Below are 25,659 nucleotides of genomic sequence, written 5' to 3' on the forward strand. Positions count from 1 at the left end.
GTGTGCGGCCCGAGACGCGCCTTCAGATGACCTCTTCATGAAACCCCACCCCCAGGCCTGGGTCTGAAGATCTGGTGTCCGAAGATCCGGGCTCCAAAGATGTGAGCGGCTGGTCCTGCGACTTGATCCGCAAACCCAGGTCGATGACCCGCGCGGCTTCGGCAATGGTCGGCGCGCTGAACAGCAAGGTGATCGGAAAATCTATTTGCAGCTCGTCGCGAATGTGGGCAACCACACGCGTCGCCAGCAGCGAATGTCCGCCAAGCTGGAAGAAATTATCCTCGATGCCGACGCGATCAAGTTTGAGAATCTCCGACCAGATGGCCGACAAGGCCTGCTCGGTAGGCGTGCGCGGAGCGAGGTATGCGGGTTTCAGCGCGGACTGGGTCGGCGCGGGCAATCTGTGCCGGTCGATCTTGCCGTTAGGGTTAAGCGGCATGGCGTCCAGCGTCACGATGTCCGGCGGCATCATGTATTCCGGCAGACGGCGGCGCAGACGAGCGCTCAGCTCTGCCAGATCGATGGATGTTTCGCCGGAGCTCGCCACGATGTACGCCACCAGCCGCCGATCACTGTCTTCACCAAGCGTGATGACGGCCGCCTGCCCGATCAACGGGTCCGCCAACAATGCGGCCTCGATTTCGGATAGCTCGATGCGATGCCCGCGAATCTTGACCTGCTGATCGCGGCGGCCGATGAACTCCAGCTCCCCCCTGTTATTCCATCGGACAAGATCGCCGGTGCGGTATATGCGCCCGCCCTGGGCTCCGTATGGGTCGGCGGCAAAGGATTGAGCGGTGAGCCCCGGCGCATTCAGATACCCGCGAACAACACCCGTACCGCCAAGGTGAAGCTCGCCGATGACGCCCATGGGCAAGAGCTCCAGCTCTTCGTCGAGTACGTACGCCCGCGCGTTTGCAATCGGTGCCCCGATCGGAATCCGCGCATCGAAAGAACATTCAGGATCGACCCGCGCGACCGAGGCCCACACGGTGGCTTCCGTCGGCCCGTATTCATTGAATAACGCGCAATGCCCCAGCATGGCCCGGTGCTTGTGCACCAACGGCACGGGCAGCGTTTCGCCTGCCAGCACTACCGTTCGCAGGCTCGTCAATTGCGTGTCGGCAAGGTCGAGCACCGCGTCGTACAACGACGGGACGCCCAGCCAGGTGCGAACCTGATGACGCTCGACCCAGTTGCCCAGCAACTGCGCGTCTTGCTCCAGCCCCGCAGTGGGCAAGACCAGGGTCGCAGCGGAACACAATGCCCAGAACAGTGTTGCCACCGAACTGTCGAAAGCGATCGACGGCAACAGGATGATGCGTTCCGGCGAGCCATAGTACGCAAGCCGTGTAGCGGTAGATGCGGCCAGGTTCGCATGCTCCACCGCCACGCCTTTGGGAGTTCCCGTCGAACCGGAGGTATAGATCACATACGCCAGATTGTCCGAGCGAACGCCACTGGCAGGCGCGTCTCCCGGCAATGCCTCCCATCGCGACTTTTGTACCGGGTCGTCGATGCACACCGTGTGGCCCCAGTGCGACGGCAGTTCATCGAGCAAGGCGGATTCGCTCAACAGTACGGCGGCGCCGGATGCCCTGACCAAATGAGACAACCGCTCCGGTGGCTGGCGCTCGTCCAGCGGTAAATACGCTCCGCCTGCCTTGAGGATAGCCAGCAGTGCCGTCACCATGCGCGCCGACCGGCGTATGCAAACGCCCACCGCGACATCCGGGCCGACGCCGAGACTGATGAGATAATGCGCAAGCTGGTTCGCCTGCCGCTCCAGCTCGGCGAAGGTCGTCGTGCCTTCCTCGTCGATCAGCGCAATGACCTGTGGTGTGCGTGCGGCCTGCGCGGCGATGAGTTCGTCCACGCGAGCATCGGCGGCAGGCGAAGCGCCGAGAGCATTCGATCTTGCCAGTAGTCGTTCTCGTTGCGCTCCGGCCAACAGCGTCAATCGCGACAGCGGGGTATCCGGGTCGGCCACCGCCGCCTGCAATAAGGTCTGAAAATGCTCTGCCCAGCGCTCAATCGTCTCGCGATCGAACAAGTCGCTCGAATACTCGATACTCCCGCGCAACCCCGTGGGACTCTCGTTCATCAGAAACCATAGATCGAACTTGGCGGTTACCTTATCGACGCTGATAGGCGTGAATTTCAGACCGGGCAGAGTCCCGCCATCGCGCGGCAGGTTTTGTAACGTCATCCCGACCTGACATAGCGGTTGCCGCGACAGGTCGCGTTCGGGCTGCAGCTCCGCGACCAGCCGCTCGAATGGCAGGTCCTGGTGCGCATAAGCGCCCAGGGTAACCTCCCGGACCTGCTGCAACATATCTCGAAAGCGCGTTCCCGGCTGAAGCCGGGTCCGCAATACCAACGTATTCAAAAAGCAGCCGATCAGGCTCTCGGTTTGCCGGCGCGTGCGGCCGGCAATCGGTGAGCCGACGACGATGTCGTCCTGACCGCTCAGTCGCCACAGCAGTACCTGATAGGCCGCCACGAGCACCATGAAGAGCGTCGCCTGCTCGGTGCGGGCCAGTTGCTCGAGCCGCTCCGACAGCTCTTTCGGCAGCGTAAAGACGACCCTCGCTCCGCGATAACTCGATACGGCCGGGCGCGGTCGATCAGTCGGCAGCTCCAGCGCGGCAGGCGCACCGGAGAGCTGCTGCTTCCAATACGTCAACTGGTTTTCCAGCCGGTCTCCCTGCAGCCATTCCCTCTGCCAGAACGCATAGTCCGGGTATTGCAGTTCGGGCTCCGGCAACGGCGAAGGCTTGGCTTCGGAGAAAGCGAGATAAAGCGCGGCGAGTTCTCTTATCAGCAAGCTGGTCGACCAGCCGTCTGAAACGATGTGATGCGTGGTAATCAGCAACACGTGCTCTTGCTCGGCGAGCTTCAACAAGGCCGCGCGCAAGAGCGAACCCCGAGTCAGATCGAAACGCTGCAGCGATCGCTCATTTATTTCGCGCTGCATGGCATCTTCGCGTGCCGCCGGCTCGCCAGCGCTCAGGTCGATCAAGTCAAGCCGAAATTCGCCTGGCTCCTGTACGACCTGTACCGGGCCACTGTCATCTTCCTCGAAGCGGGTTCGCAAGCTCTCGTGGCGACGCGTCAACTCGGCGAAACTGCGCTCCATGGCCTGACTGTCCAGTGGTCCGCGCAGGCGCAACGCCGTCGGCATGTTGTACGCGCTCGCCACTAGCCCGACTTGCTCCAAGAACCAGAAACGCTCCTGCGCAAACGACAATGGAAGCCGCTGCGTACCCACCGGCCGTGGCTGCAACGGCAATTCGAGTACCTGCGTTTCGTCCGCATCGTCCAAAATTTGCCGCAGACGCTTCAACTGCGACGGCAACAGCCCGGAGATCTTTCCGTAAGCGTCATTCATGGCGACACCATATTTCTTACGTCGGCAAGCGCGCGATTCAATGCTGCCGGGTTCTCGGTACCCACAATGTCTCGGAAGATGCAGTCGGCCAGTCCCGCCACCGTGGGATTCTCGAACAAGGCCCGCAGCGGAAGGTTGACCGAAAACAATTCGCGAATCTGTACGATGACGCGCGTCGCGAGCAAGGAATGGCCGCCGAGTTGAAAGAAGTTGTCCTCCATGCCGACGCGATCGATCTTCAGTACCTGCGCCCAGATACCTGCCAAAGCCTCCTCTACCGGAGTCTGCGGAGCGCGATACGTGGCGACGTCCGGCCTCGCCTCCGGGGCGGATAGCCTGGCGCGATCCAGCTTGCCGTTCGCCGTCAGCGGCAAGGCATCCAGCATCACGAACGTCGCCGGAATCATGTACTCGGGAAGCTGTTCGCGCAGTGTCTCGGTCAGTTGCATCCCTAGCTGCTGCGTCAATCGCCCGATGATCGGATCGTTGGCGTAGGGGCGCCAACGATCCTGCGTGTCCGGCGCCGTCGATGTGGAACGGTAAGACTCAAGTGATGGGTTTATTGGAGGGGGGTTTATTAGAGATGGTCTCGTCCGGGCAGCGCTGAGTCTGTGGTCCACGAACTGCACGTCGAAATGCGCCGGGTCGCCAGCCGTCCATTGCACATGGACGGCATAGCCGAGCTGCTCTCCAAGCTCCCAGTACGCTTCTGGATCCTCTGCCGGCAAAGCGAGGCGGTCGAGCTCCAGGCTCAGCTCCTCCGCCGCTCGCGTATCGGCGCCTTGCTCGACAAGCCGCCACGCTGCCACATCGCGTGCCACGCGCCGGTTAGGTATGCGCGATATCCGCAGTGTGCCCGGACGTTGCTCTTGCAAACGCTCGCCGAGCTTTTCGATAAAGCCATCCGTGCTCTGCCATGGGGTATCCGACCCGGAGCCGTCCATATCCGTCTGTACCGTCGCGCTTTGCAGCACAACGTCGTAGCGATAGCGCGTCAGTTCGTTGTCAGCCGCGCCGCGCTTCAACTGCACCTCGGCGCGCAGTCCATGCTCCTTTGCAAACTCAACAAAGAAAGCCGGATCCAGCACCAGCTCCTTCTCCTGGCTCACGGCTCGCTCGATCCGGTTTCGCAGTACGCCTGCCGTGAGGCCAGCGATACCCTTGGACAACTGCACCGACGTGTGGAACGCCTGCAGCAGCCCGAGGTGGCGAACGTCGCCGACGAAAATATGACCGCCGGCTTGTACCTTCTGCGCTGCCCGGCGCAGTACGTCGACCAAATAGCCGACATCGGGAAAATATTGAATGACCGAATTCAATACGATCGTGTCGTATATCCCTGGTGCGCTGTCCAACTGCCTGGCCTCTTGCGTCTCCAGCTCGACGTGCTGGAGACGCGGGTTGCCGCGCAGCCAATCTTCGAGTTCGTGGATAGCGGTGCCGGATAAATCCGTGGCGTAGTAGCGAGTGCATGAAGGCGCCAAACCTTGCAGCACCAGGCCGACGCCGCAGCCAACTTCCAGCACGCTCTCTGGCTTGAGCTGACCGATCCGCTCAAGCGTGCTATCCAGCCATTCCTGCATCTGCTCGGGTTCGATCGCCTCATCGGTATAGCTGCTATTCCAGCCCACGAAACTCGGGCCTGCCGAGCGCGCGGTTTCGTAGCTATCTTCAAACAACTGCTGCCATTGCCCGACGGTTTCCTCGCGCATGGCGCTGAACTGCTCTGGGGCAGAGGCTTTGAGCGTGGCCACATCGGCCACCACATAAGCGACCAGCCGACGCTCGCCGTCGGGCTCCTCGTGCGCCACCACCGCCGCCTGCTGTACTTGCGGCGCCTGCAACAACGTCGCCTCGATTTCACCCAACTCCACCCGGTAGCCGCGCAGTTTCACCTGATGATCCGCACGGCCGATAAATTCCAGGTTGCCGTCGGCGTGGTAGCGGACCCGGTCACCGGTGCGGTACATCCGCGTCCCCGGTGCTCCGTGCGGGTCCGCCATAAAGCGCTCGGCTGTCAGCCCGCCGCGTTTCAGATAACCTCGCCCCACCCCCGCGCCGCCGACATACAACTCGCCGGCCACACCCACCGGCACCGGCTGCAGGGCCTCGTCCAGCACGTAGAGTCGCGTGTTCGCAATCGGACGGCCAATCGGCACCCCGCCTTCGCGTGCCAACTCGCCGGTGACCTCGTACGTGCAGCAGCCCACCACCGTCTCGGTCGGGCCGTACTCGTTAATCAAACGCAGGCCCGGCGCACGTGCACGCCAGTACGCCAACTGCGCATAGCTCAGCGCTTCGCCGCCGATCACCCACGCCATCGTCGTATCCGGCCGGACCGCGTGCGGATACAACCGACGCAAACCCTCCAGGTGCGCCGGGGTCAGCTTCAGCAGCGAGTACCGCTCTTCGCCCGCCAGTGCCTCCGCCAATTCGGCCAGCTCGTCCTGCTCGCCCAACAGCCGTACCGAACGACCGCCCAGCAGCGGCAGCCAGAGGCTGGTCACCGTCGCGTCGAAGGCCATCGAGGTATTGACCGGCGCGCCGCAACCTTCGCTGACCGGATAGTTCTGCAACGCCCACTGCAGATAATTCATGACCTGCGCGTGCGCCAACAGCGTGCCCTTCGGCCGACCGGTGGAGCCCGAGGTGTAAATCACATACATCAAGTTATCTGGCTGGATGCGCCGGACCGGTGCATCGGTTCGCTGCGCTGCGATGCGCGGGCCTTGTTCGGCATCGTCCAGGCAAACCACGTGACCCCAATGCGTCGGCAAGGTTTGCGCAAGCGCCGTTTCGGTTAGCAGCACCGCGACGCCGGCATCTTCCAGCATGTAGGCCAGGCGTTCTTCGGGGTGACGGGCATCCAACGGCAGATAGGCCCCGCCGGCTTTGAGAATGCCGAGCAAGCCAACCACCATCGACGCCGATCGACTCATGCACAGCCCGACCACTACTTCCGGCCCGACCTCCAGACTTTGCAGGTAATAAGCCAACTGGTTGGAGCGCTGGTCCAGTTCCTGGAAGCTGATCGAGCCGTGTGTATCCACCAGGGCGACCGCTGCGGGCGTATGCATGGCCTGCGCCGAGATCTGTTCGTGCAGGTATTGCTCCCTGGCGTACTCGACGCGATGGGCATTCCATCGCTCTAACTGTTCGACGCGCTCCGGCTCGCTCAACAGAGGCAACGCGGATATCAGGCTATCGGGATTCGCTACCATCGCCGACAGTAGATTCTGGAAATAACTTAACCAGCGCTCGATCGTCTCGGCATCGAATAGATCACTGGCATATTCGATGGCTCCGCGCACACCTTCGAGGCTCTCGCGCGCAAAGATCGTGAAATCGAATTTTGAAGTGATGTGCTCGATGCCGTAAGGCTCCAAGGTCAAGCCGGGCAATTGAAACGGCTCCCTGGGCATATTTTGCAAAGCCAGCAGCGCCTGAAACAAAGGTTGCCGCGAGAGATCGCGCTCAGGCTGCAGCTCCATGACGAGCTTCTCGAAGGGCAAGTCCTGATGCGCATAGGCGCCGAGGGTGGTCTCCTTGACCCGGCGCAACAGCTCGCGAAAATTCATCCCCGCATCCAGTTGGGTGCGCAGGACCAGCGTGTTGACGAAAAACCCGATCAGATTCTCGGTCTGCCGATGCGTGCGGCCGGCAATCGGCGAGCCCACCACGATGTCCTGTTGCCCGGTCAGGCGCGACAGCAACAGTTGATAGGCCGCCAGCAGCACCATGAACAAGGTCGCCTGCTCGCTGCGCGCCAGCGCCTGCAATCCCTCCGACAGCTCTTTGGACAGCATAAAATCCAGCTTCGCGCCCTTGAAGCTCGCTACTGCTGGCCGTGGTCGATCCGTCGGCAGTTCCAGCGCCGCCGGCGCACCGGCTAGTTGTCCGCGCCAGTACGCCAATTGTTTGTCCAGCGCCTCGTCGCGCAACCATCCGCGCTGCCAGCGCGCGTAGTCTGCGTATTGGATCGGCAGCTCCGGCAACGGCGACGGCTGGCCTTGCGCAAAGGCCGCGTACAAGCCGCTGATCTCGCGGATCAACACGGCGCCGGACCAACCATCCGAGATGATGTGATGCAAGGTCAGCAACACCACATGGTCATGCTCGCCCATCCTGAGCAGGGATACTCGGAATAACGGCCCGGTCATCAGATCCAGACGTTCCTGTGCCTGGAGTTTCATTTGGATCAGGATGCCCTCTTCCTGCTCCCGCGGCAGGAGGATGGTCAAATCGTGCACGCGCAGACGGAAGTCGCCCGCAGCGTCGATCACCTGCACCGCCTCCCCGTCGTGCATCTCAAACCGCGTGCGCAGGCTTTCGTGCCGCCGGGCCAGTTCCGCAAAACTCCGCTCCAGCGCCTCTACGTTCAACGCACCCTTCAAGCGCAGGCCCGTCGGGATGTTGTAGGCCGCCCCGACCAGACCCAACTGCTCCAAAAACCATAACCGCTCCTGCGCGAACGACAACGGGATGCCCCGCCCCTCCCGCGGCTGACTCGTCAGCGGCGGCAGCAACAGGCCTTGCTGCTCCCGTCGCAACGCCTCGATCCGCTCCGCCAGCTCGCGGATGCGCGGATACTCAAACAGCTCCCGCAGCGGCAGCTCCACCGACAGCACATCCCGGACCTGCGCCACCACCCGCGTCGCCAGCAGCGAGTGACCGCCCAGCTCGAAGAAGTCTTCCTCGATCCCCACCTGCTCCAGCTTCAAGACCTCGCCCCAGATCGCCGCCAACGCCTGCTCCATCGGCGTCTGGGCGCTCACATACCCCTCGCCGGCCGCATGGCCCTGCACCGTCGGCAGACGACGGCGGTCCACCTTGCCGTTCGCCGTCAGCGGCAGTTGCTCCAGCGTTACGAACACCGACGGCAGCATGTATTCCGGCACGCCGCGCTTCAGGTGCTCGCGCAGCTCGGCCGCCGAGGCCGTCCGGCCCGGCGCGTTCACCACATACGCCACCAGCCGCTCCAGCTCCGCCGTTTCCTCTCGCACCACCGCCGCTTCGGCCACCGCCGCGTGTTCGCTCAGCCGCGCTTCGATCTCGCCCAACTCCACCCGGTACCCGCGCACCTTCACCTGCTGGTCCGTGCGCCCGAGAAAGTCCAGCCGTCCGTCCACCCGGTAGCGCACCCGGTCGCCGGTGGCGTACATCCGCCCGCCCGCCGGTCCGTACGGGTCCGCCACAAACCGCTGCGCCGTCAGCCCCGCCCGCCGCAGATAGCCGCGCGCCAGCCCGGCGCCGGCGATGTACAACTCGCCCACCACCCCGACCGGGACCGGCTGGCCGTCCTCGTCCAGCACGTAGACCCGCGTATTGGCCACCGGCCGGCCAATCGGCACCGCCTCGCCAATGCTCGCGTCCAGCTCCGCCAGTGCCTCCACCACGCAGCCCACCGTGGTCTCGGTCGGACCGTAGTGGTTGTACAGCACGGTCTCCGGCGCTTCCTCGCGCCACCGCGCCAGCGTCCCCGCCTTCAATCGTTCGCCGCCCAGGATGAGCTTGCGCACGCGCCCGCCCAACTGGCCGACCGGGATGAATTTATGCACCGCCTCCAGGTGCGAGGGGGTCAGCTTCAGCAAGGTCAGATCGCGGCTCGCCAGCAGCAGCGTGGCCAGCTCCTGCACGTCGTCGTCTCCGCTCAGCAGGTGGACCGTCCCCCCGCTAATCAACAACGGGTACACGCTGGTCAGCGCCAGGTCGAAGCTCAGCGAACTGTTCACCGGCGCACCGCTGCCCTCACCGGCGTCAAAGCGCTTCGCCGCATACCGCGCGTAGTTCGTCAGGCCGCCGTGGCGCACCATCACCCCTTTGGGCTGGCCGCTGGAGCCGGAGGTGTAGATCACATACGCCAGTTGCTCCGCCGCGACCGCCGCCAGCGCGTCCGCCGGCTGCGCCGCGATGCGCTGGCGCTCCTGCGGATCGTCCACGCACACCACGTGGCCCCAATGCGACGGCAACACTTCTTCCAGTGCGGTCTCTGTCACCACCACCGGCACCGCCGCATCCTCCAGCAGGTAAGCCAGACGCTCCGCCGGCTGGTGTTCGTCCAGCGGCAGGTAGGCTCCGCCCGCCTTCAAAATGCCCAGCATCCCGATCAGCGCATGCCGCGTACGGCGCAGGCACAAGCCCACCACCACCTCCGGCCCCACGCCCAGCCGCCGCAGGTAATGCGCGAGCTGTTGCGCCTGCTGGTCCAGCGCCACATAGCTCAGCGCACCCTCGGCGTCATGCAGCGCGATCGCATCGGGCCGGCGCGCCGCCTGCGCCGCGATCAGTTCGTGCACACCGCCCTGGGTCGCGCCCGGCTCGCTCGTCGCGTTCCACTGCTCCAGTTGCTCGGCCCGTTCCGCTGCGCTCAACAACGGCAGCTCTGAGACTCGGCTTTCCGGCGCCGCGACCGCCGCGCTCAGCAATCGCTCCAACTGGCTCACCAGCCGCTTGACCGTCGACTCATCGAACAGGTCGCTCGCGTACTCCAGGCTGCCCTGCAGACCCGACGGGCTCTCGAATAGATTCAGCGTCAAATCGAATTTCGGCGCGGCGCGTTCGTAGGGATAAGGCAGCCGGTTCAATTGCAGACCGGGCAACTCGATGTCTTCTCGCGGAACATTGCCGAACGTAAGTACTACCTGGAACAAGGGATGACGCGAGAGATCGCGCTCAGGCTGCAGCTCCGCCACCAACTTCTCGAACGGCAGATCCTGATGGGCATACGCCCCCAGGGCCGTCTCCTTCACTCGCCGCAATACCGCACGGAATGACGGATCGCCGTTGAGATCTGTCCGCAAGACCAGCGTATTGATAAAGAAGCCGATCAGGCCCTCGATCTGGTCGTGAACGCGCCCCGCGATAGGCGAACCGACGACGATATCTTTCTGACCACTCCAGCGCGACAGCAGGATCTGCAGCCCCGACAACAGCACCATATACAGCGTCGCGCCTTCCTCCCGACCCAAGGCCGTCAGCGCCGCCGACAGCTCGGCAGGCAGCGAAACCGCCAGTCGGCCGCCGCGGAAACTAGGTACCGCCGGCCGTGGCCGATCCGTCGGCAGCTCCAGTGCCGCCGGCGCGCCGGCCAACTGCTGCTTCCAATAGGACAACTGCCGCTCCAGCGCCTCGCCCTGCAGCCAGCCGCGCTGCCACAGCGCGTAGTCCGCGTATTGCACGGCCAGTTCCGGCAGCGGAGAGGCTTGCCCCTGCGAGAAGGCCGTATATAAGGCACTGATCTCGCGAATCAGCACGCTCATCGACCAACCATCCGAAATGATGTGATGCATCGTCATGAGCACGACATGATCGTGCTCATTCATGATGAGCACGGAGACCTTGAATAGCGGCCCCCGTGCAAGATCCAACGCCTGCTGCGTCTGGATGAGCATCTGCCGGCCGAGTTCCTCCTGCTGTGCCGGTGCTTGCAGGGCGCGCAAATCCAAACGATCCACTTGGAACGTTTCCGGCCTGTCGATCACCTGTGCCGGACGACCGTCAACGGTTTCGAAATGCGTGCGCAGACTTTCGTGCCGCCTTACCAGTTCGGTGAAGCTGCGCTCTAAAGCGTCTAGATCCAGCGCGCCTTCCAACTGCAGCGCCGTCGCCATGTTGTACGAGGGACCGACGAGTCCGAGCTGATCGAGGAACCACAAGCGCTCCTGCGCGAAAGACAGCGGCAGCTCCGGCGGACGGTGCGCGACCGTCAACGGTGGAAGAAACTCCCCGCGCTGCAAGAGTTCGATATGTGCGGCAAGCTCGCGCACGCTTGGTGCATCGAACATGGCCCGCAGCGGCAACTCAAGCTGCATGATTCGTCGTACTTGGGCGATGACCCGCATGGCCGAGAGGGAATGGCCGCCGAGCTGGAAGAAATCATCCTGCACGCTGACGCGGTCGAGCTTGAGGACCTCCGCCCAGATCGCCGTCAATGCGTGCTCGGTGGCCGTGCGCGGAGCGATATATTCCGCCGTACTCGAAAGTCGCTGTGGCGCGGGGAGCTTCTCCCGATCCACTTTGCCGTTGCGCGTCAACGGCAGCTCTTTCAAGATTTCGATGTCCGCCGGCACCATGTATTCGGGCAGCGCTTTGCGCAGGTAGGCGCGCAGTTCGTCGTACGCGGTAGGCGTCGTGGCGGCGATAACCACATAAGCGACCAGCCGACGCTCGCCGTCGGGCTCCTCGTGCGCCACCACCGCCGCCTGCTGTACTTGCGGCGCCTGCAACAACGTCGCCTCGATTTCACCCAACTCCACCCGGTAGCCGCGCAGTTTCACCTGATGATCCGCACGGCCGATAAATTCCAGGTTGCCGTCGGCGTGGTAGCGGACCCGGTCACCGGTGCGGTACATCCGCGTCCCCGGTGCTCCGTGCGGGTCCGCCATAAAGCGCTCGGCTGTCAGCCCGCCGCGTTTCAGATAACCTCGCCCCACCCCCGCGCCGCCGACATACAACTCGCCGGTCACACCCACCGGCACCGGCTGCAGTGCCTCGTCCAGCACGTAGAGCCGCGTGTTCGCAATCGGACGGCCAATCGGCACCCCGCCTTCGCGTGCCAACTCGCCGGTGACCTCGTACGTGCAGCAGCCCACCACCGTCTCAGTTGGGCCGTACTCGTTAATCAAACGCAGGCCCGGCGCACGTGCACGCCAGTACTCCAGTTGCGCATAGCTCAGCGCTTCGCCGCCGATCACCCACGCCATCGTCGTATCCGGCCGGACTGCGTGCGGATACAGCCGACGCAAACCCTCCAGGTGCGCCGGGGTCAGCTTCAGCAGCGAGTACCGCTCTTCGCCCGCCAGTGCGTCCGCCAGTTCGGCCAGCTCGTCCTGCTCGCCCAACAGCCGCACCGAACGACCGCCCAGCAGCGGCAACCAGAGGCTGGTCACCGTCGCGTCGAAGGCCATCGAGGTATTGACCGGTGCGCCGCAACCTTCGCTGATCGGATAACTCTGCAACGCCCACTGCAGATAATTCATGACCTGCGCGTGCGCCAGCAGCGTGCCCTTCGGCCGGCCGGTGGAGCCCGAGGTGTAAATCACGTACATCAAGTTGTCCGGCTGGATGCGCCGGGCCAGTGCATCGGTTCGCTGCGCTGCGATGCGCTGACCTTGTTCGGCATCGTCCAGGCAAACCACATGCCCCCAATGCGTCGGCAAGGCTTGCGCAAGCGCCGTTTCGGTTAGCAGCACCGCGACGCCGGCATCTTCCAGCATGTAGGCCAGGCGTTCTTCAGGGTGACGGGCATCCAACGGCAGATAGGCCCCGCCGGCTTTGAGAATGCCGAGCAAGCCCACCACCATCGACGCCGATCGACTCATGCACAGCCCGACCACCACCTCGGGCCCGACCCCGAGACTTTGCAGGTAATGAGCCAACTGGTTGGAGCGCTGGTCCAGTTCCTGGAAGCTGATCGAGCCGTGCGTATCCACCAGGGCGACCGCTGCGGGCGTGCGCATGGCCTGCGCCGAGATCTGCTCGTGCAGGTACTGCTCCCTGGCGTACTCGACGCGATGGGCATTCCATCGCTCTAACTGTTCGTCGCGCTCCGCCTTGTTCAGCAGAGATACCGCACGTATCGAACGGGCGGGGTCGGCAACCATGGATTCGAGCGCAACCTCCAGATGATCGACCAAGCGGCGGATCGTCGATGCATCGAAGCGAGCGGTGTCGTAGGTGACCCGCAAGGCAAGTACGTGGCGCGCTCCGAAGTTCAATGCGAGCGGATAGTGGATCTGCTCGGCGCTACCCACCTTCTCAAGCTTCAGCGCGGACCTGGCTACCGCCTCGGCCGCTTCGGCGGGGTAGCTCTCAAGTACAAGAGTGTTCTCGAATAGCGCCGCGCCCGCCGGCAATTCGCTCCAGCGCCGGACCTCCAGCAGTGGGCTGTGCTGATACTCCAGCAGCTCGCTCTGCCTTTGTTGCATCTCTTGCAGAAGTACGCCGATCGAGTCCTGCGGAGTGACTTGAATCCTCAGTGGCAACGTATTGATGAACGGTCCGACGATCGACTCCACGCCGGCCAGATCGGCCGGGCGACCGGCGATGGTGACGCCGAAAACAATGTCGCTGGAACCGCTATAGCGACTGAGGACCAAGGCCCACGCGCTTTGCAGCAACGTATTGAGTGTGCAGCGATGCTGTCTGGCAAAAAGCTGGGTCGCCTCAAGATCGAGCTTGAAAACATATTTGTATGTTGCGTGTCCGCCGGTCGGCGGCGCAGAGCCGTCCTCCGCGCGCGGAAGATTCAGCACGGTCGCCCCTCGCAACCCGGCCAGATGCTTACGCCAGTACGCCTGTGCTTTCGAAGAGTCCTGCCGTTGCAGCCATTCGATGTAGTCGCGATACGGCAGCGCCGCTTTCAACGCCGGGCGCTGGTGGCGCACGAAAGCGTCGTAGGCGGTGACCAGTTCTTGCAGAAGAATCGGTTGTGACCAGCCATCGAGCAGGAGGTGATGACTGCTCCACAGCAACATATGCTCCTGCTCCGTCATACGGACCAGGAGCAAACGCATTAGTGGTGGTTTCGCCAGATCGAACGGCCGGGACAATTCCGATTCGAGCAATTGCGCCAGTTGTTGCTCATGCTGCTCTGCGGGCACGTTACGCCAGTCCCGGCGTTCAAACGGCAGATCGACCCGACGCAACACGACTTGCAGCGGCGTCTCCAGATCCTTTCCGACAAAGGCCGTCCTCAACACGCTATGGCGCTCAAGCAGGAAACGCCAGGCATCGGCGAATGCCGTCTCGTCGAGCTCGCCACGGATACGCCAACTCTGGGTCGCCACATAGACCGCGGAATCTTTCTCGTAAAGGCTATGAAACAACATGCCTTGCTGCAGCGGTGCCAGGGGATAGATGTCGGCGACATCCTTGACGCTGCCGACTTCGGCGATCGCTCTGTTCAATTCGTCCGCGGTGAAACGCGGTCTGGCGATAGCCGCCTGGCTTTCTGGCGTACTCATAGCCTTTCTTCCCTATGGGTGGCCGGTGCAAGCTCGATCAAAGGAAAATCCCCCATCGTGTAGGTACCGGCTGTCTGTGCGGATTGATCGATCAGGCTTCGCAGGCATTCCAGAACATCGCCTGCAAGCCGCTCGACTGTCGCCGCCTCGTGAATGTTGGTGCTATAGGCCAGACGAAGATGCAGCGAACCATCCAAAATGCTTCCGCTGACGCCGATCACGTGCCGCCGCAACCCGCTCATATCGTGCAAAGGCCCCGCGTCCTCGGTAGCAAGGTCGAACCAGGTCCGATCGGTGAGGTCGTGATCCAGCCGCCCGAGATAGTTGAAGCTGATCTGCGGCGGTTCGAATGCGCGCAATGCGGGGAAGTCGCCGAGATAACGCAGGGCGCCGTAACCCGCGCCTTTATGGGGAATCGCGCGTAGATGCTGTTTGACGATGTCGAGCACAGCAACGGGATTGTCCGCGCCGATCAAGTCGAGCAGCACGGGGCAGATGCTGGTAAAGCAGCCGATGCTTCGCGATAAGTCCAACTGCTCGTGCAATTCCTCGCGTCCATGCCCCTCCAGGTCAACGGCAAGAACACCATGCCCACTCCATGCCGCGAAGGCATGGGCCACGGCGGCGAGCAGCACATCGTTGATCTGCACGCGATAGGCCGCCGGGACATCCCGCAACAGTGCGTTGGTGTCTTCCTGACTTAAAGCGCAGGTGACGAAATCCATGGATGCAACGGTATTGATGCCATCCCGCCGATCCCGTGGCATCGGCTGCTGCCTCTCCCAAGGCAGAGACAACCAGTACTGTGCCTCTGCGGCGCCTTGAGCCGATCGAGCATAGGTCACGAGTTGCTCGGCCCAGCGCTTATACGAAGTCGTTTTCGGCGGCAGGGCAACCTCCTCGTCACGCTCCAGATGCCGGTAAACCGTTTGCAGATCCTCCAGCAGGACTCGCCATGAGACTCCGTCAATAAGAAGGTGATGCACCACCCACAGCATGCGCTGTGCGCGACCTGGACCAAGGTCGAACAGCGCCGCCTGAAATAGCGGCCCCTCAACGAGATTCAGGCCTTGCTGAAGCTGCGCGGCCGCTGCGGTGAATGCCGTATCGAGCTGCGCGCCTGCGAGCATCGAAAGATCGATCCGGTGAACGTCCACGCGAGGTATCGCAGCTTCGTTCCGCTGCTGCCAAGCGCCCGCCTCATGGGTGAACTTGAGCCGCATCGCATCGTGATGCGTAACCAGGCGGTTGATCGCGCTTTCGAGCAAGTCCATGGCAACCGGTTCGCGGAATTCGAGCAATGCCGCCAGATTGAAATGGTGCGGGTTCTGCGGCTCGCTCTCGAAAAACCAGCGCTGGATCGGTGTCAACGGCACATCGCCTTCGATCAAATCCTGCTCGATAACCGGCACGGTGCCGCTACCGGCTACCAGCGCCAACTCAGCGATGGTTTGATGATCGAACATCTGGCGGGCCGTGATATTCAGCCCCGCACGATTGGCCCGCGAGACAACTTTAATCAATTGAATCGAGTCGCCGCCTAGCTCGAAGAAGTTGTCGTGCACGCCGATCTGCTCGATACGCAAGACCTCCTTCCAGGCGGCGCCAAGCACAGACTCGGCGTGCGTGCGCGGTGGCGTGTAATCGGCGGCTCGTGGCCCATCTTGCGGCGTGGGCAGGGCCTTGCGATCCAGCTTGCCGCTTGAGATAGGCATGGCTGCAAGCGGCACGAATGCCGACGGAATCATATGCTCGGGCAAGGTCTGCTTGAGATAACGCCGCAGCTCCTGTGCCGGCGCGTCGATATCCTCGTGCGGCACGAAGTACGCGACCAGCCGCTTCACCCCGCTCACATCCTCCCGCACCTCGACAACCGCCTGGCGAATCTGCGGATGGGATAACAGAGCCGATTCGATCTCGCCGAGCTCGATGCGGTATCCGCGGATCTTCACCTGGCTATCGATTCTGCCGACGAACTCCAGATTCCCATCCGACAGATAACGCACGAGATCGCCGCTTCGATACAACCGCTCGCCATCCCCGAACGGACTGGCTACGAAACGTTGCGCGGTGAGCCCGGCACACCCCAGATAACCGCGCGCCAACCCGGCGCCGCCGATGAACAGCTCGCCGGGCACACCAATCGGGACCGGCTGCATATCATCGTCGAGTACATAGAGCCGAATATTCGGACAAGGCCGGCCAATCGGTAGCCGGTTGCCGCCGCCGGCATAGTCGCTCAATGTCGTCGCTACCGTGGCTTCGGTAGGCCCGTAGCCGGTCACGAAACGACAGCGCGCAGCCCAGTGATCCGCAAGCTCCGGGGCACATACTTCGCCACCGACGATCATCGTCCTGAAATGCGGAAACTCGTAGCCCTCCAGAAACTGAAGTGTCGAAGATACAAACACCGCCACGCTGATTTTCTGCTCGATAAGAATCTGCGGAACGCTTGAGCCGCGCGCTTCATTCGGCGGCACCAGGCACAAGGTGGCGCCGGCGTGAAATGCCATCGTCATCTCCCACAGGGAGATATCGAACCCCAGCCGCGCGAACTGCAAAACCCGATCCGTCGGCCCCAGGTTGAAGTACTCCGCTTGCGAAACGATGAAGTTGCACAGGCCGGCATGCTGGACCAGTACACCCTTCGGCCGGCCGGTGGAACCCGAGGTGTAGATAACGTAAGCAAGATGGTCGGGGCGCACGTCACTGACGGGCGCGTTTTGCGGCAACGCGACGATGGCTGCTCGATCGCTGTCCAGGCAAACCACGATTCGTCCAGGACGCTGCAACGGCGGCGCGAGCTTCTCCTGGCTGACGACCAGGGTCACCTTGGCGTCGTCGAGCATGTAGGTCAGGCGCTCCTCCGGGTAGCTCTCGTCGAGCGGCAGGTAGGCCGCGCCCGCCTTGAGGATGCCGAACAGTCCGATCACCATGTCGAAAGAGCGCTCGACGCATAAGCCGACGATCTTCTCCGGGCCGGCGCCTAGCGCCTGTAAATGATGCGCCAACTGGTTGGCCCGGCGGTCGAGTTCGGCGTAGGTGAGTTCGTCCCGTTCGTAAGCGAGTGCAATGGCATGGGGCGTGCGCTGGGCCTGCATGCTGAGCAAGTCGTGTATGCGCAGCTCTCGCGGATAGTCCCGGCCAGTCGCATTCCATGCATCAAGCAGTTGGAGGCGCTCGGGATCACTCAACAGAGGTAATCCGGCGAGCGGGCAAAGCGGATCGGACACGATGGCTTCCATCAGTACGGTCAGATGCCGTTGCCAGCGCAGCAGCGTGCCGTGGTCGAAAAGATCCGTTGCGTATTCGAATGTTCCGCGCAGGCCGTCGGTCGCCTCGTACATGGCCAGATACAAATCGCTCTTCGCCGTGGGGCTGTCCAACGCCAACGGCGCGATTTCGAGTCCGCCCAGCGCGATCTTCTCGGCCTGCATATTCTGCAGGGCCAACGCAACCTGAAAGATCGGTTCGCGCGCGAGCGAGCGCTCGGGTTGCAACTCGGCAACGAGTTTCTCGAAAGGCAGGTCCTGATATGTATACGCGCCTAGAGTGGTTTCCTTGACCCGACCCAGCAGCTCGCGAAAATTCATCCCCGCATCCAGTCGGGTGCGCAGAACCAGCGTGTTGACGAAAAAACCGATCAGATTCTCGGTCTGCCGATGCGTGCGGCCGGCAATCGGCGAGCCCACCACGATGTCCTGCTGCCCGGTCAGGCGCGACAGCAGCAGTTGATAGGCCGCCAGCAGCACCATGAACAAGGTCGCCTGCTCGCTGCGCGCCAGCGCCTGCAGTCCCTCCGACAGCTCTTTGGACAGCATAAAATCCAGCTTCGCGCCCTTGAAGCTCGCTACCGCCGGCCGTGGTCGATCCGTCGGCAGTTCCAGCGCCGTCGGCGCACCGGCCAGTTGTCCGCGCCAGTACGCCAATTGTTTGTCCAGCGCCTCGTCGCGCAACCATCCGCGCTGCCAGCGCGCGTAGTCCGCGTATTGGATCGGCAGCTCCGGCAACGGCGACGGCTGGCCTTGCGCAAAGGCCGCGTACAAGCCGCTGATCTCGCGGATCAACACACCCAGGGACCAACCATCGGACGTGATGTGGTGCATGGTCGGCAGTAGCACGTGATCGTGCTCGGCCATACTCAGGAGCTGCACCTTGAACAGCGGCCCACGAACGAGGTCGAGATGCTCCTCGGCCTGCCGGCGCAGGTAGCCCTCCAGCGCCTCTTCCTGTTCTTGCAATGAAAGCGCGCTGAGATCGTGCACACGCAGGCGGAAGTCGCCCGCGGCATCGATCACCTGCACCGCCTCCCCGTCGTGCATCTCAAACCGCGTGCGCAGGCTTTCGTGCCGCCGGGCCAGTTCCGCAAAACTCCGCTCCAGCGCCTCTACGTTCAGCGCACCCTTCAAGCGCAGGCCCGTCGGGATGTTGTAGGCCGCCCCGACCAGACCCAACTGCTCCAAAAACCATAACCGCTCCTGCGCGAACGACAACGGGATGCCCCGCCCCTCTCGCGGCTGACTCGTCAGCGGCGGCAGCAACAGGCCCTGCTGCTCCCGTCGCAACGCCTCGATCCGCTCCGCCAGCTCGCGGATGCGCGGATACTCAAACAGCTCCCGCAACGGCAGCTCCACCGACAGCACATCCCGGACCTGCGCCACCACCCGCGTCGCCAGCAGCGAGTGACCGCCCAGCTCGAAGAAGTCTTCCTCGATCCCCACCTGCTCCAGCTTCAAGACCTCGCCCCAGATCGCCGCCAAGGCCTGCTCCATCGGCGTCTGTGCGCTCACATACCCCTCGCCGGCCGCATGGCCCTGCACCGTCGGCAGACGACGGCGGTCCACCTTGCCGTTCGCCGTCAGCGGCAGTTGCTCCAGCGTTACGAACACCGACGGCAGCATGTACTCCGGCACGCCGCGTTTCAGGTGCTCGCGCAGCTCGGCCGCCGAGGCCGTCCGCCCCGGCGCGTTCACCACATACGCCACCAGCCGCTCCAGCTCCGCCGTTTCCTCTCGCACCACCGCCGCTTCGGCCACCGCCGCGTGTTCGCTCAGCCGCGCTTCGATCTCGCCCAACTCCACCCGGTACCCGCGCACCTTCACCTGCTGGTCCGTGCGTCCGAGAAAGTCCAGCCGTCCATCCACCCGGTAGCGCACCCGGTCGCCGGTGGCGTACATCCGCTCGCCCGCCGGTCCGTACGGGTCCGCCACAAACCGCTGCGCCGTCAGCCCCGCCCGCCGCAGATAGCCGCGCGCCAGCCCGGCGCCGGCGATGTACAGCTCGCCCACCACCCCGACCGGGACCGGCTGGCCGTCCTCGTCCAGCACGTAGACCCGCGTATTGGCCACCGGCCGGCCGATCGGCATCGCCTCGCCGAGGCTCGCGTCCAGCTCCGCCAGTGCCTCCACCACGCAGCCCACCGTGGTCTCGGTCGGACCGTAGTGGTTGTACAGCGCGGTCTCCGGCGCTTCCTCGCGCCACCGCGCCAGCGTCCCCGCCTTCAATCGCTCGCCGCCCAGAATGAGCTTGCGCACGCGTCCGCCCAACTGGCCGACCGGGATGAATTTATGCACCGCCTCCAGATGCGAGGGGGTCAGCTTCAGCAAGGTTAGATCGCGGCTCGCCAGCAGCAGTGTGGCCAGCTCCTGCACGTCGTCGTCTCCGCTCAGCAGGTAGACCGTCCCCCCGCTAATCAACAACGGGTACACGCTGGTCAGCGCCAGGTCGAAGCTCAGCGAGCTGTTCACCGGCGCGCCGCTGCCCTCACCGGCGTCAAAGCGCTTCGCTGCATACCGCGCGTAGTTCGTCAGGCCACCGTGGCGCACCATCACCCCTTTGGGCTGACCGCTGGAGCCGGAGGTGTAGATCACATATGCCAGTTGCTCCGCCGCGACCGCCGCCAGCGCGTCCGCCGGCTGCGCCGCGATGCGTTGGCGCTCTTGCGGATCGTCCACGCACACCACATGGCCCCAATGCGACGGCAACACTTCTTCCAGGGCGGTCTCTGTCACCACCACCGGCACCGCCGCATCCTCCAGCAGGTAGGCCAGACGCTCCGCCGGCTGGTGTTCGTCCAGCGGCAGGTAGGCTCCGCCGGCCTTCAAAATGCCCAGCATCCCGATCAGCGCATGCCGCGTACGGCGCAGGCACAAGCCCACCACCACCTCCGGCCCCACGCCCAGCCGCCGCAGGTAATGCGCGAGCTGTTGCGCCTGCTGATCCAGTGCCGCATAGCTCAGCGCACCCTCGGCGTCATGCAGCGCGACCGCGTCGGGCCGGTGAGTCGCCTGCGCCGCGATCAGTTCGTGCACACCGCCTTGCGTCGCGCCCGGCTCGCTCGTCGCGTTCCACTGCTCCAGTTGCTCGGTCCGTTCCGCCGCGCTCAACAACGGCAGCTCCGACACTCGGCTTTCCGGCGCCGCGACCGCCGCGCTCAGCAATCGCTCCAACTGGCTCACCAGCCGCTTGACCGTCGACTCATCGAACAGGTCGCTCGCGTACTCCAGGCTGCCCTGCAGGCCCGACGGGCTCTCGAACAACTCAAGGAACAGGTCGAACTTCGCGGTCGCGCGCTTGCGATAGGACTGATTCAACTTCAGGCCGGGCAGTTCCAGCGATTTGCGCGGCACGGTGTGAAACGCAAAGACGACCTGAAACAAGGGATGGCGCGAGAGATCGCGCTCAGGCTGCAGCTCCGCCACCAGCTTCTCGAACGGCAGATCCTGATGGGCATACGCCCCCAGCGCCGTCTCCTTCACTCGCCGCAGCACGGCGCGGAATGACGGATCGCCGCCGATGTCGGCCCGTAGCACCAGCGTATTGGCAAAATAGCCAATCAACCCTTCGAGCAGGCGATGAATACGACCCGCGATAGGCGAACCGACGACGACATCTTTCTGGCCGCTCCAGCGCGATAGCAGTATCTGCAGCCCCGACAACAGCACCATGTACAGCGTCGCACCTTCCTCCCGACCCAAGGCGGTCAACGATGCCGACAGCTCGGCAGGCAGCGAAACCGCCACCCGCCCACCGCGAAAACTCGGTACCGCCGGCCGTGGCCGATCCGTCGGCAGTTCCAGCGCCGCCGGCGCGCCGGCCAACTGCTGCTTCCAATAGGACAACTGCCGCTCCAGCGCGTCGCCCTGCAGCCAGCCGCGCTGCCATAGCGCGTAGTCCGCGTATTGCACGGCCAGTTCCGGCAGCGGAGAAGGCCGGCCCGACGAGTACGCCACGTAAAGCGCCCCGAGTTCGTACGGCAAGACGCCCATCAGGGACCAGCCGTCGGACACGATGTGGTGCATCGTGATAAGCACGACGTGTAGCTGAGGCGCAAGCCGTAATAGCGACACTCTGAATAGCGGCCCCTGGGCAAGATCAAAGGGGCGTAGAAACTCTTCCTGCGATATCTGCTCGGCCCGATCTTCTCGCGCCTCTTCGGATAGCGATTCGAGATCGACGACAGCGAGCGAGAAATCGCCGGCCGCGTCGATCACCTGGGCGGGGCCACCGTCCACGGTGGCAAAACGGGTCCGCAGAATTTCGTGCCGGCGCACCAGTTCGGCGAAGCTTTGCTCCAAGGCCTTGAGGTGCAGCTCTCCTTCAAGACGGAACGCCATGCCCTCGTGATAGGCCGCGCCAAGAAGCTTGAGCTGGTCGAGAAACCACAAGCGCTCCTGTCCGAAGGAAGGCAGCAGCGCCCGGCCCCTCGACTGCGGCAGCAACGCAGGCAGCATCAGCGCCTGATCCGTCCGCCGCGCATCCTCTACCAGCCCGGCAAATTTCCGCAGTGTCAGCGTGCCTTCGAACATCACTTTCAAGGGAAGCTCGACGGCAAGCTGCTCGCGCACGCGTGCGACCACTTGCACAGCCAGCAGCGAGTGCCCACCGAGCTGAAAGAAATCGTCGTCGCTGCCGACTCGCTCCAGACGCAGAACTTCGGCCCAGATCTTTGCCAGCACATCCTCTATCGCAGTGGCCGGCGCCTCATAGGGAATATCGCTGGGCCGTTGTTCGCGCTCGGCCAACAGCGCCTGGCGATCCAACTTGCCGCTGGGAGTGAGCGGCATCGCCTCCAGCATGACGCATGCCGACGGCAGCATGTAGTCAGGCAAGAGGCTCTTGAGATGCTCTCTCAGCTCGCCGGCACCGACCGGACGCCCGTGCGCGGCGGCGACATAGGCGACCAGCTTCCGCTCGCCGCCCAGTTCGTCGCGCGCCAATACCACGGCCTGGCGAACTGATGGATGGCGCAGCAATACCGCCTCGATTTCACCGAGTTCGATCCGGTGTCCGCGTACCTTGACCTGGTGATCGCTGCGGCCGATGAATTCAAGATTTCCGTCGGGCCGGTACCGGGCGCGATCGCCCGTGCGATACATTCTTTCGCCCGCAGGGCCGTGTGGATCAGCGACAAACCGTTCTGCCGTCAGACCTGCACGGCGCAAATAACCGCGCGCCAGACCGTCTCCCCCGACATACAGCTCGCCTACGGCACCGATCGGCACAGGTTCGAGTTGCTCGTCCAGCACGTAGACCCGCGTATTGGCCATCGGCCGTCCCAGCGGGATCGATCCGTTGCCTTCGCCGGCATCATCGTCCGCACTGTCCACTTTGAAACATGTCGCGTCCGCGGCGACTTCACTGGAGCCATAGAGATTGACGAAGCAACATCCCGGAATGACTTTGGAAAGGCGTCGCAGCAGTTGTTCGGTAAACGGCGCTCCGCTCAGGGTCCACGACTTCAGCGAGGCCAATCGCAAATACAGATCGGGTCCGCTGGTCAACGCGTCCGCCAGCGACGGGACGGTGACCAGCCGGGTGACCCGGTGTTGCTGAATGGCTTCGGCAAGCTCAGCCGGATTCCTGGCCGCTTCGCCAAGCACCAGCAATGGACGTCCAAGCGCCAACGGGCCGACCGTTTCAAAAATGGAGTCGACGAACCCTACGGCGGTTTTCTGGCAGCAGACATCGTCGTCGCGAATCGGATCGAAATGCGCTTGCGCCCAGATCCGGTTCACAAGGCCCAGATGCGCCGCCGCCACCCCTTTGGGTTTTCCGGTAGAGCCGGAGGTGTAGATGATGTAGGCAAGGTTCTCGGGCCGCACGCCGGTATTGAGCGGGCTTTCGGGCTGAGCGCCGATAGCTTGAATCTGCGCCGCGTCGTCCAGACACAGCAGCCGACATTCTCCACGCTCCAAGCGTGGCTTATGCGCAAGAGTCGTAACCAGCAACGCGGCGCCGGCATCTTCCAGCATGAATGCGAGGCGATCGTCCGGGTAGCTCTCGTCCAGCGGCAGATAGGCTGCGCCGGACTTGAGAATGCCAACTAGCGCGACGACATGCCGGGCCGAACGCCCCATGCATAGGCCGACCACCACTTCCGGCCCGGCGCCGAGAGCATGAAGCTGATGGGCGAGCTGGTTAGAGCGCCGGTCCAGCTCGGCATAGCTCAGTGCCGCGCCCTCGAATAAAACGGCCGTGGCTTCGGGTGCGCGCCTGGCCTGCTCGGCAATAAGATCGTGAACGCAACGGGATGCGGGATACGGCTCCCGCGTGGCGTTCCATGTCGTCAACAGCTCGCGCCGCTCCGGCTCGCCGAGCATAGACAGGCGAGCTATCTGGCATTGCGGATCGACAACGGCAGCGTTCAAGATGCGCTGTAAATAATCCGCGAATCGTTCGACCGTCGCCTGATCGAACAGATCGGTGGCGTACTCGAAGGTGCCGTGCAGCCCCGTCGGCGTCTCTTCCACATAAAGCGACAAATCGAACTTTGAAACCCCGTGTTCGAGATCTTCCAGCTCGACAGCGAGATCCGGGAGACGCAATGCCCCTGCCGGAAGGTTCTGCAGAGCGAGATAAACCTGAAATAGCGGTTGGCGCGAGAGATCTCGCTCTGGCTGCAATTCCACCACAAGCTTTTCAAAAGGCACTTCCTGGTGGTCGTAGGCCGCCAGCGTGACCTGCTTGACCCGCTGTACGAGTTCGCGGAACGTCATCTGCGGTTCGAGGCGCGTGCGCAACACCAGGGTGTTGACGAAGAACCCGATCAGGCTCTCTGTCCGGCGATGCGTGCGTCCGGCGACGGGCGACCCCACGACCACGTCGTCTTGCCCGCTCAGTCGCGATAGCAGCGCCTGATAGGCGGCCAACAGCACCATGAAAAGCGTCGCCTGCTCGCTGCGTGCAAGGTCGCGCAACGCTTCGGCAAGCTGCCTCGGCAGCGAAAATTCCAACTTTGCGCCCTTGAAGCTCGCCGTGACGGGCCGCGGTCGATCCGTGGGCAGCTCAAGCGCCGCGGGCGCACCGGACAATTGCTGCCGCCAATGGGCGAGTTCGCTATCGAGCAGCGTGCCCTGCAGGCGATCTCGCTGCCATAGCGCGTAGTCGGCGTACTGGATCGGCAGTTCGGGAAGCGGCGACGGCCGCTGTTGCGAAAACGCCTCATACAACGTGCTGATTTCCCGCACCAGCACGCTCATCGACCACCCATCCGATACGCAATGGTGCATGGTCATGAGCAGAACATGATCCCGTGCATCCATTTTTACCAACACGAGCCTGAGCAGCGGCCCACGCGCAAGGTCGAAGCGCTGCTGCACCTGCTGCCGCATTCGTGTGCGCAGGGATTCCTCGCGCACGCCCGCCTCCTGCGCGCTGAAATCGACCTGTTCGAGGCAAGAACCGGTTGCTTCGTCGATGACCTGTATCGGGCTGCCTTCACGCATTTCAAAGCGAGTACGCAGGCTTTCGTGACGCCTGCGCAGCTCGACGAAACTCAGCTCCAGCGCCTGGATATCCAAGGATCCTCGCAAACGGATGGCGCTCGGAACGATATAAGCCGATCCGGCCAGGCCGACGAGTTCGACAAGCCACAACTGCTCCTGCTGGAACGACAACGGCAAGACTCGCGCCTGCAGCCGGGGCTCGGGCGGAAGGTCTACCACGGCTTTCTTTTTCGCGCCCTGCAGCATCGCGACAAGCCGCTCGCTGCTGTTGTGCAGCTTCGAGAGCTCGTGCGCAGTGAGGGCTCCATCCGGGGCTTCGTGGCGAAGCTGGTCGCTCTCCACCCAGATCCTCACCCCTTTGCGGCGCAGAAACGAGAGCAGATCGTCGATCGATTCCGCAGGTTGGCCGCGGTCTCCCGTTTCGTCAGCCGGAGCCGTTGCGTCGACGATGGACCGCGGCTCCGCGGTAATGAGTTCGTGATTCGTGGGTTGGGACACCGCAACACTCCTCCATCAAAGCCGTCAAGCCTCGTCGCGGGGTGCCCGATGCCGAGCGCCCCGGTCTTGGTGCCCGGTT

At 63.5% G+C, this 25,659-nt stretch carries 3 protein-coding genes; all 3 read right to left on the reverse strand.

What is annotated here, in order from left to right; translation table 11 throughout:
- Positions 1-22 precede the first annotated feature (22 nt).
- From DVJ77_RS17430 to DVJ77_RS17440, 3 genes are read right to left on the reverse strand one after another with little or no spacing between them, the layout of a single operon-like run.
- Positions 23-3,391: a non-ribosomal peptide synthetase gene (locus DVJ77_RS17430; protein ID WP_114846801.1), complete on the reverse strand. Its 3,369-nt coding sequence runs from the start codon at positions 3,389-3,391 to the stop codon at positions 23-25.
- A complete protein-coding gene (locus tag DVJ77_RS17435) occupies positions 3,388-14,355 on the reverse strand; it encodes a non-ribosomal peptide synthetase (protein WP_114846802.1) in 10,968 nt (3,655 codons plus the stop codon). The genes DVJ77_RS17430 and DVJ77_RS17435 overlap by 4 nt, the downstream gene beginning before the upstream one ends.
- The gene (locus tag DVJ77_RS17440; RefSeq protein WP_114846803.1) at positions 14,352-25,580 is read right to left on the reverse strand and encodes a non-ribosomal peptide synthetase; all 11,229 of its coding nucleotides are present in this window, start codon (positions 25,578-25,580) and stop codon (positions 14,352-14,354) included. The genes DVJ77_RS17435 and DVJ77_RS17440 overlap by 4 nt, the downstream gene beginning before the upstream one ends.
- Positions 25,581-25,659: the final 79 nt, after the last annotated feature.

The sequence above is a fragment of the Dyella tabacisoli genome, assembly GCF_003350925.1.
Taxonomy (GTDB): domain Bacteria; phylum Pseudomonadota; class Gammaproteobacteria; order Xanthomonadales; family Rhodanobacteraceae; genus Dyella_C; species Dyella_C tabacisoli.

Coding starts and splice junctions, on each gene's coding strand:
- DVJ77_RS17430 (WP_114846801.1), bottom strand. CDS start 3,391: ATGAATGACGCTTACGGAAAGATCTCCGGGCTGTTGCCGTCGCAGTTG.
- DVJ77_RS17435 (WP_114846802.1), bottom strand. CDS start 14,355: ATGAGTACGCCAGAAAGCCAGGCGGCTATCGCCAGACCGCGTTTCACC.